1 protein-coding gene is annotated in these 522 nt (G+C 47.5%); it reads left to right on the top strand.

Features of this window, described 5'->3' with window-relative positions; translation table 11 throughout:
- On the top strand, window positions 1–522 hold a 522-nt coding region (locus tag R7Q09_RS28275; RefSeq protein WP_318144224.1), incomplete at both ends, for a hypothetical protein.

Raw genomic sequence — 522 nt, forward strand, 5'->3', positions numbered from 1 at the left:
TAATGTCTCTGGCGAGTTGCAATCGCAAGGGCAAACTGTACTTCTTGAACTCACTTCTGATGTCAATGGCGTTCGTACTTACGAAGGTTATATTGAGCTTGATGGTGTGCGCATTACGGTATTCGACATCAGTATCGACTCACCGTCTCAAGGCGAATATCAGTTCAACCTCTATGAACAGCTGGATCATACTGGCGCAAACGACGAATCGTTAACGTTCACCATTCCAGTTTATGCCGTTGATGCCGACGGAGACCGCTCTTCTTTGACGCTCGGTTCGAACGATGCCAAAGCCGCAGAAATCGTTATAGAAGTTAAAGATGATGCGCCTTCTATTGATGGTGTAGAAGCTTTAACGGTGGATGAAGACGACCTTGCGAGCATCGGCTCGGATCAAAATGATTCTGTTTCGGTTAACGGCAAGTTCACCACGACAGAAGGTTCCGACCGAGTGGTGAGTTATCAACTCGACGCATCGACCAACCCAATTGATGGCTTGACTTCACATGGTGAAGCCGTTGA

The organism is Vibrio sp. 2130-1, assembly GCF_033339515.1.